General features: G+C 71.1%; 7 protein-coding genes. 5 read left to right on the forward strand and 2 right to left on the reverse strand.

The window, feature by feature from the left end:
• The first annotated feature begins 244 nt into the window (after positions 1-244).
• From gmd to ACWGE1_RS11655, 4 genes are all read left to right on the forward strand, one after another.
• On the forward strand, positions 245-1,258 hold the full coding sequence (gene gmd / locus ACWGE1_RS11640) for a GDP-mannose 4,6-dehydratase (RefSeq protein WP_453420322.1): 1,014 nt from the start codon (positions 245-247) through the stop codon (positions 1,256-1,258).
• Between the two features lie 246 nt (positions 1,259-1,504).
• On the forward strand, positions 1,505-4,282 hold the full coding sequence (locus ACWGE1_RS11645; RefSeq protein WP_453420323.1) for a DNRLRE domain-containing protein: 2,778 nt from the start codon (positions 1,505-1,507) through the stop codon (positions 4,280-4,282).
• Between the two features lie 96 nt (positions 4,283-4,378).
• Positions 4,379-5,053, forward strand: a complete 675-nt coding sequence (locus ACWGE1_RS11650; RefSeq protein WP_453420324.1) for a hypothetical protein — start codon at positions 4,379-4,381, stop codon at positions 5,051-5,053.
• A gap of 108 nt (positions 5,054-5,161) precedes the next feature.
• A complete protein-coding gene (locus ACWGE1_RS11655) occupies positions 5,162-5,374 on the forward strand; it encodes a DUF6458 family protein (RefSeq protein ID WP_453420325.1) in 213 nt (70 codons plus the stop codon).
• Here ACWGE1_RS11655 and ACWGE1_RS11660 read toward each other — a convergent pair.
• Entirely contained in the window at positions 5,367-6,506 is a 1,140-nt protein-coding gene (locus ACWGE1_RS11660) for a glycosyltransferase (protein ID WP_453420332.1), read from the reverse strand. The two genes, ACWGE1_RS11655 and ACWGE1_RS11660, sit on opposite strands and share 8 nt — an antisense overlap.
• Before the next feature lie 8 nt (positions 6,507-6,514).
• Positions 6,515-7,054 carry a WcaF family extracellular polysaccharide biosynthesis acetyltransferase gene (locus tag ACWGE1_RS11665; RefSeq protein ID WP_453420326.1) on the reverse strand — a complete coding sequence of 180 codons (540 nt, stop codon included), beginning with the start codon at positions 7,052-7,054 and terminating at the stop codon, positions 6,515-6,517.
• Between the two features lie 119 nt (positions 7,055-7,173).
• Here ACWGE1_RS11665 and ACWGE1_RS11670 point away from each other — a divergent pair, with 119 nt between their 5' ends.
• Positions 7,174-8,697, forward strand: a complete 1,524-nt coding sequence (locus ACWGE1_RS11670) for a hypothetical protein (RefSeq protein ID WP_453420327.1) — start codon at positions 7,174-7,176, stop codon at positions 8,695-8,697.
• The last annotated feature ends 137 nt before the right edge of the window (positions 8,698-8,834 follow it).

Below are 8,834 nucleotides of genomic sequence, written 5' to 3' on the forward strand. Positions count from 1 at the left end.
GCCCGCACCCGCAGGACTCGCAGTGGTCCGCCCCCGGCCGCAGGGCGGGCGCCCGGCGCAAGCCGCAGACCCGGCGTGTACGGTACCCATCCAGTCCCGGGAACCGCGTACGGGCGGGCAGGGCGCCGCGGGGGCGCACGACCCGCGTACGCCGGGGCGCCACCGGGCCGCCGGGCCCGGTCCTGCCGGCCGGACACATTCAGCACAGCACAAAGAACAGCAACGAACCCCAGGGGGACCCGACATGGGCAAGACCGCACTGATCACCGGAGTCACGGGACAGGACGGCTCCTACCTCGCCGAGCTCCTGCTCTCCAAGGGCTACACAGTGCACGGGCTCGTGCGGCGGTCCTCCAGCTTCAACACGGAGCGGGTCGACCACATCTACCAGGACCCGCAGACGGCCAACCGGTCCTTCGTCCTGCACCACGCCGACCTCTCCGACGGCGTCGCGCTCGTGAACCTGCTCCGCGACATACGTCCCGACGAGGTCTACAACCTCGGCGCGCAGTCCCACGTCCGCGTCTCCTTCGACGCCCCGCTCTACACGGGGGACGTGACCGGCCTCGGCGCGCTGCGCCTGCTGGAGGCCATCCGGGCCAGCGGTGTCGACACCCGCATCTACCAGGCCTCGTCCTCCGAGATGTTCGGCGCCACCCCGCCCCCGCAGAACGAGGGCACCCCGTTCCACCCGCGCAGCCCGTACGGCGCCGCGAAGGTCTTCGCGTACTGGACCACGGTGAACTACCGCGAGGCGTACGACATGTTCGCGGTCAACGGCATCCTCTTCAACCACGAGTCCCCGCGCCGCGGCGAGACCTTCGTGACCCGCAAGATCACCCGCGCCGTGGCCCGCATCAAGGCCGGTCTCCAGGACCACCTCTACCTCGGCAACCTCGACGCGGTGCGCGACTGGGGCTACGCCCCCGAGTACGTGGACGCCATGTGGCGGATGCTCCAGCAGGACGAGCCCACCGACTACGTCGTCGCCACCGGCGTGGCCGCGACCGTCCGCGAGTTCGTCGAGTCCTCCTTCTCGCACGCGGGTCTCGACTGGAACGACCACGTTCGGTACGACGCCAAGTACGAGCGCCCGAGCGAGGTCGACGCCCTCATCGGTGACGCCTCCAAGGCCCATGACCTCCTTGGCTGGAAGCCGACGGTCCTGGTCGCGGAACTCGCGCAGATCATGGTCGACGCCGACATCCGCCAGGTCGAGGATCAACTGGCGGGCGTGACGGTCCGGATCGATCGCTGAGGCCTTATATTTCCCCTACGGTTTGCCGTGTTCCGGCCATACTCCGCAGCTCTGCGTAGGTGTGGCCGGGGTAAACCTGCCGTATGTCCCTTGTGCACCCTCCATGCTGACCCTGTTGATTCCAAGTTGGTATGCAATGGGTCAAGAGAGGTGACCGGGCCTTCACGTGAGCCCTAGTCTGCGCCAGTACATATGGCTGTTCGGATAGTTCCAGCCATCAAACCGGGCGATTGCCCTGGGGGGCTCATGCGTAGATCCAGAGGGCTGACTGCTGCCCTCGTCCTGTCACTGGCCGGTGCCGGTACCGGTATAGGCCTGGTGTTGATGCCTCAGGCGTCCGCCATCACGCCGCCGGTGGCATTCACCGCCGACGAGCTGCCGACCTGGCAGCCGAACGGCATCGTCTGGGCGATGGCCCAGGCCAACGGAACCGTCTTCGCCGGCGGTACCTTCTCGGCCGTCCGCCCGCCCGAGGGCGCGGCCGGAGCCGAGCAGGACGCCGTGAACTTCGTCGCGCTCGACGCCGCGACCGGCAACCCGACCTCCTGCAAGCTGGCCTTCACCATCGGCGACGGCACCGCGACGGTGCGCACGCTGGTCGTCTCGAAGGACAAGAAGACCCTCTACGCGGGCGGCTCCTTCGGTGCCGTCAACGGCACCCCGGTCTCCAGCCTCGCGGCGATCGACATCGCGAGCTGCACCCCCAAGGCATCGTTCCACCCGAGCTTCCCCGCCACCGTGCGCGCGCTCGCCGTCACCGACGACACCCTGTACGCGGGCGGCGACTTCAACACCGTCGAGGGCCAGACCCGCGAGCGGTTCGCCGCCGTGGACGCCACCTCCGGCGCACTCAAGCCCTTCGTCGCCAACGTCGACGAGCCGGGCCGCGCGGTCGAGGTCACCCCCGACGGCAAGAACGTGCTCCTCGGCGGCGACTTCTTCTCCGTCAACGGCAGCAACAGCCACGCCCTGGCCGTCGTCAACGCCACGACGGGTGCGGTCACCAAGACGTACAGCAACATCCCCTCGAACTCGGTCGTCAAGGACATCTCCACCGACGACACGGGCTTCTACACGGGCCACGAGGGCTCCGGCGGCGGCGTCTTCGACGGCCGCATCGGCCTGCGCCTGAGCGACTTCACCGAGAAGTGGCGCGACCGCTGCCTCGGCGCCACCCAGTTCGTCCTGCCGTACGAGGGCGTGCTCTACAGCTCCTCGCACGCGCACGACTGCTCCACCGAGCTCGAGTTCCCCGACGGCAAGCGGAACTTCCTGCTGGCCCAGCCGACCAACCACGAAGGCGCCGCCCCCGCGCCCGTGGACGGTTTCGTGCGCGGCCCCGGCAAGCTCGGCTGGCACCCCACGGCCAACGACGGACTCGGCGAGGGCATCGGCCCGCGCGTCATGTCCGTGGCCGAGAAGAACAACGTCAAGTACATGTGGGTCGGCGGTGAGTTCACCCTCATCAACGGCAAGGCCCAGCAGGGTCTGACCCGCTTCGCCTCCACCGGCGACGTCGGCGCCCCGACCACCCCGGTGGCCAGCGCCTCCAGCGTCAAGCCCGGCGAGGCCCAGGTCCGCTGGCGCACCAGCTACGACGCGGACGACAGCAAGCTGACGTACCGCATCTACCGCAACGGCTCGGCCACCCCGGCCGCCACGGTCACCGCCAGCTCGCTGGAGTGGGAGCGCCCCCAGGCATCCTGGAACGACACCACGGTCAAGGCCGGCCAGAGCTACACCTACCGGGTGACCGCGACCGACGCCGCCGGCAACACCAGCGCCCTGTCGGCCGTCGCCTCGGTGACCGTCCCGACCTCGGTCCAGTCCTACCCGAACCAGGTCCGTACGGACGGCGCCGACCTCTACTGGCGCTACGACGACGCGGTCAGCCCGTACGTCGCCGACTCCTCGGTGTCCGGCAACCGCAGCGGCATCCAGGTCAACGCCCCCGCCCTGAAGCAGTCGCCCGGCGCCGTCTCCGGCAGCACGGCGATGGGCTTCAACGGGACCAGCCAGCAGGTGCACAGCGACCGCCGTCAGACGGTCGGCAACACGTTCACCATCGAGACCTGGTTCAAGACGAACACCACGCGCGGCGGCAAGCTGATCGGCTTCGGCAACAACACCACGCGCAACAGTGGTTCGTACGACCGCCAGCTCTACATGACCAACACCGGTCGCCTGGTCTTCGGCGTCCACAACGGCTCGACCCGGACCGTCTCCACGGGCCTGTTCGAGACCTACAACGACAACCAGTGGCACCACGTGGTCGGCACCCAGGGCCCCGGCGGCATCACGCTGTACGTCGACGGCCAGAACAAGGGCTCCCTGAACGCCACGAGCAACGGCACCTACGCGGGCTACTGGCACGTCGGCGGTGACAACCTCTCCGGTTGGCCGACCCGCCCGACGAGCAACTTCTTCGCCGGCCAGCTCGACGAGACGGCCGTCTACCCGTCGACGCTCACCCAGGCCCAGGTCAAGAGCCACTTCGACCTGGCCAAGGCCCCCACCGACACGGTCTCCGCGGTCAAGACGACCGAGGACACCTACATCAACCAGGGCGCCCCGAGCACCGCCTACGGCACGTCCACCTCGCTCGCGGTGCGCGGCAGCGGCTCGCTGTACGAGACGTACATGCGCTTCAACCTGCCGGCCGCCCCGGCCGGCCAGGTCCTGAAGTCCGCCTCGCTGCAGATCAAGACCAGCACGCAGGCGAACTCCGGCACCGCCGACACCGTGAAGGTGGTCCCGATCACCGGCAACTGGACCGGCGCGGGCACGACCTTCAACACCAAGCCCACCCTCGGCACCACCCCGCTCGGCAGCATCGCGGGCGTGCCGGAGGGCTCCGCGGTCCACAACGTGGAGCTGGACACCGCCACGGTCTCCGCGGCGCTGGGCACCAGTTACGGCCTGGGCCTGACGAGCACGGGCACCGACCCGCTGTGGATCTGGTCCTCCGAGGCCACGGCGTCGGAGGGTACTCCGCAGCTGGTCCTCACCTTCGGCGCGAAGTAAGCGACGACAACCCGAACAACCGCCTTACGGCGTGCGGGGCCCGGCTCTACGTGGCCGGGCCCCGCTGCACACCCCCTTGAGTACGGGAGCCATCCGATGTACCGACGCTCCGCAGCGGCTGCTGTCCTGCTGACCGCCGCCCTGACGCTCACCGCCTGCAGTTCGGGCGGGGACAAGGCCGACTCCGGCGCCGCGCCGAAGCCCCCGGCCTCGTCGGCGGCCCCCGACCCTGCGGACACCCCGCAGCCGTCGGGCTCCGCGGCCGACGCGAAGCCGACGGGTCCCGTCCTGCCCGACGCGAAGCTCACCCCGAAGACGGGCAGCTTCACGGCGCAGGAGAAGAAGTACCTGAGCGGGCGGGTCCCCGAGAAGATGGACCCGGCGGCCGTTCTGCAGACCGGCCAGGACGCCTGCCAGCGGGTGACGCGGACCGCGAAGCGCGACAAGGACGCGGCGACCGGCGCCGTCATCACCGGTGAGATCGCGGGCGCCAAGGACGCGATCAACCTCCTGTGCCCGGACCAGAAGCCGATCCTCGCCGCGGCGGAGAAGGGCTTCCCCGAGGGCCCCCGCCCCTCGCCCGCCGCGGGCAGCTACCGGGCGCTGACCCAGGCCACCAACTGCACCTGGGAGGCCAAGGGCAAGGACGGTTCCGTCCTCGCCTCGGGCCCGGAGACCCCGCCCAAGGCGGGCGACAGGATCACGGCGGCGATCCCGGCGGGCACGGCGGAGTTCAACTCGTCGGGCTGCTACGCCTGGATTCCCGCATAGCCGACCGACAACGCCCCCGAGGACCGGACTCCCGGCCCCCGGGGGCGTTTTCGTGCCCGGAACCCGGGTACCCGCGCGGTCACAGTCCCGACAGCGGAAGGCGGATCCATGGGCATCGGCGGATGCATCGTCCTGATCGTGGTGGGTGCCATCCTCACCTTCGCCAGCGACTGGGAGATGGAGAGCGTCGACCTCGACGCGGTCGGTCTGATCATGATGGCGGTCGGTGCGATCGGCCTCGCCGTGTACACCAGCGTCTACAAGCGGCGCCGGGCCGCGGGCGCGATACCGGTGGTGGAGGAGCGCCGGGACGTCATCTGACGGCGGAGCCCGGACCGTGACCGCCCAGCGCGCCCTCGTACACCGGCAGCAGGGTGTCCAGCACGGCGTCCATGGAGAAGGACTCCGCGGCCAGCTTGCGTGCGGACAGCGAGGCCTCGCGGCCGGCCGGCCGGTCCAGCAGCTCCAGGACCGCCGCGGACACGCCCGCAGGTCCCGGATCGACCGCGCGGCCCGCACCGGCCCGCGCGATGTCCCGGGCCAGGCCGTTGGAGTGGGTCACCACCGGGGGGACGCCCACCGCGAGCGCCTCCAGCACCGACATGGGGAACGGCTCGTCCACCGAGGGCAGGACGTAGACGTGGGCCCGGCGCAGCTCCGCGAGGACCTCCGCGCCGGACAGTGCTCCGGGAACGGTGAAGCGGTCCGTCAGGCCCAGCGCGCCGATCCGCGCGCGTACGGCGGCCAGCTCGCCCTCGTCCGGGCCCGCGACCACGAAGTGCGCGTCCGGGTGCGCCGCGAGGACCGCCGGGGCCGCGTCCACGAAGTCCACCGGCCGCTTGCGGGCCTGCAGGCGCGCCGAGTACAGGACGCGCGGCGGGCCGCTCAGCGGCGGCCGCTCGTCCTGCGCCGGCGTCCCGTTGACCAGGCGGACCGCGTGCGCCAACGGCGCGCCGACCACCGCGTCCAGCCCCTCCCGCTCGTGCGGGGTCAGGTACAGCACCGCGTCCGCGCCGCGGAGCAGCCGGCGTACGGCCACCGCGTCCAGCACCTTGGCCAGCAGCTTCTCGCTCGGGTCCACCATGCCGTGGGTCTGCAGGACCAGGGGCTTGCCCGCACGCAGCGCCGCGAGGGCCACCGGCAGCGTCACGAGGTCACGGGCCAGGTGGACGTGCACGACATCGGCGTCCCGCACCAGCCGGCCGGCCGAGGCGAGCAGGGCGGGCGAGGTGATCCCGCTGAAGCCGAGGGGGAGCAGCCGACGGGCCGGGAACAGCTTCGCCGGTACGCCCTCCACCGACGTGGGCCACTCCTCGAAGCCCTCGCCGAGCGCCAGCAGCCGTGCCTCGTGGCCCCGGGACCGCAGTCCCTTCGCCAGGTTCAGCGCGACCCGGACCGGCCCGCCGAAGGCGTGCGAGGGGGAGTGCAGGGTGACGGCGTGCAGGACTCTCATCGCGGCACTCACTTGGGCTCCTCCACCGGGCGGCGGTGCCCGTCCTGGGTCTGCAGGGTCAGCTCGGGCAGGTCCTTGTGGACCACGGCGCCGGCTCCGGCGACCGCGCAGCGGCCCACCGTGACCCCCGCGAGCACGGTCGCCCGCACCGCCACCCACGCGCCGTCCTCGACGGTGATCGGGGCATTGCGGTAGCGGAAGTCGGCGGCCCGGTGGTCGTGCGACCCGGTGCACAGCATGGCCTCCTGGGAGACGCACACGTGCGAACCGATCGTCACCGGCTCCAGGTTCAGCAGCCAGGCGCCCTCGCCTATCCAGGTGTGGTCCCCGACCGTCAGCTTCCACGGCCACAGCACCCGCACCCGGTGCCGGATCAGCACGCCCTCGCCGATCTTCGCCCCGAAGGCCCGCAGCAGCGCCACCCGCACCCGCGCCGGACAGAACCAGCTCATGAACAGCGTGTTCATCACGGCGAACCAGAGCGCCTGCGTCAGCAGCCCCCGGCCCTTGTCGTACCCGGCCAGGGTGAAGGAAGGAAGATCCCGCAACTGTCGCCCCCATCTGCTCCCCGGACTCCGTCCCGGGGACGCCCGCGCCGCCGCCTCCCCGGGCGTGGCCCGCTCAGACTAGACTGCGCGCGGACCAGGCACATCGGGTGGGGGCGGCAGTGACGACGGACATACGCAAGCCCTCCGCAACGCCCGCCGAGCGGCCCGTCCCGTCCCCCTTCGAGGACGAGAGCCTGTGGGGCCGGGCCACCCTCCCGCGCACCCTCCTCTCGCGCGCGCTGTCCGTCCCGCTCGCGCTCGGATTCACCGTCTTCCTGCCGCTGTTCGTCGCCGCCCAGTCGGGCGCCGGCGCCCGAGACGCGGCCTTCTGGCTCCAGTTGCTGCTCACCATGTACGCGGGTGCCCGGCTCTCGGCGATGGTGCTGACCAGCCGCCGCAAGCTGCTCCAGGGCTCCTTCTGGCTCTTCGTCTACATGGCCATGGGCGTGGCCCCGCTTGCCCAGGCCGTCCTCGGCCAGGTCCCGACGCCGGTCGTGGGCCCGCGCTCCGACCTGACCGTCGCCATCGGGCTGGTGTTGCTCGGCTGCACGGCCTTCGACGTCGGGGTGCTGCTGGCCCGTCACCGGCCGGCCGGGCGCGCGGGCGGCTCCCAGAAGGCGTCGAAGCCCGTCATGGCACACCGGCGCCGGCTCCAGCTCCTGACCATCGTGTCGTTCCTCTGCAGCGCCGCCTTCATCATGAAGCTGGGCGGCCCGGCGGTCTTCTTCTCCAGCCGCCAGGAGATCATCGCCGGCATCGAGGAGGCGGGCGTCTCCAACGGCGACGGCCAGGCCGGGCAGGCCCTGCTGCGCGGCTTCGGCACCGTACCGGCACTGCTCGCGCTGCTCCTCTACACCCGCTGGCTGATCACCTCGAAGTTCGCCCGCCGCAAGGTGTCGATCATCGTCACATGGGTGGCACTGGCCGGCCTCAACCTGATCGTCAACAACCCGATCTCGAACCCGCGGTACTGGTTCCTGACGGTCATGTTCGCGCTGCTGTTCACCGTCTTCCCGGTGAGCGCGGCGATGTACCGGGTGGCCCTGTCCATGGCGGTGGTCGTCGCGCTCCTGATCTTCCCGTTCGCGGACCGCTTCCGCTACGACGAGAAGAACTACCGGCCGGTCGAGACCACGTCCTTCCTGGAGCCGATGGCCCTCAAGGACTACGACCAGATCGGCATGTTCGCGAACACCATCACCTTCTCGAACTCCGGGCCAGGCCACTTCTACGGCCGTCAGCTGGCGGGATCGGTCTTCTTCGCGGTGCCCCGAGCGGTGTGGCCCGGCAAGCCGCGGGACACCGGCGTGATGGTCGGCCAGTGGATGGGCACGGTCAACACCAACCTCTCCTCCCCGATCTGGGCGGAGCTGTGGCTCGACTTCGGGCCGCTGGGGATGGGCGCCGGGCTCCTGGGCATGGGGTACGCCGCCGCCCGCATCGACCGACGCTACGCGAAGCGCGCGACGCGCCGCAGTCCACCGGGCAGCCTGATCTCGGTGGTCGTCCCGCTGGTGGCGGGCTACTCCTTCATCCTGCTGCGCGGACCGCTGCTCCAGGCGTCCGGACGCGTGGCGATCGCGGCGATGTGCCTGGCCCTGGTCGCGACCTACCGCACGGACAAGTCCACCACCCTGCGCTGACCGCGCAGCCGTTGCGGGGCCCGCCCGCACCTTGTCCGCGCCACCGCTTCCCGGGGCTCCGCCCCGGACCCCGTGCCTCGAACGCCGGCGGGGCTGGAGTTTCAGCCCGTCCGGCGTTTGAGGACCGGGTCCGGGCC

This window comes from Streptomyces sp. NPDC054932 (genome assembly GCF_053610205.1).

Excerpts from the sequence above, each read along its gene's own strand:
- gmd (WP_453420322.1), top strand. The coding sequence starts at position 245 with ATGGGCAAGACCGCACTGATCACCGGAGTCACGGGACAGGACGGCTCC.
- ACWGE1_RS11645 (WP_453420323.1), top strand. The coding sequence starts at position 1,505 with ATGCGTAGATCCAGAGGGCTGACTGCTGCCCTCGTCCTGTCACTGGCC.
- ACWGE1_RS11650 (WP_453420324.1), top strand. The coding sequence starts at position 4,379 with ATGTACCGACGCTCCGCAGCGGCTGCTGTCCTGCTGACCGCCGCCCTG.
- ACWGE1_RS11655 (WP_453420325.1), top strand. The coding sequence starts at position 5,162 with ATGGGCATCGGCGGATGCATCGTCCTGATCGTGGTGGGTGCCATCCTC.
- ACWGE1_RS11660 (WP_453420332.1), bottom strand. The coding sequence starts at position 6,506 with ATGAGAGTCCTGCACGCCGTCACCCTGCACTCCCCCTCGCACGCCTTC.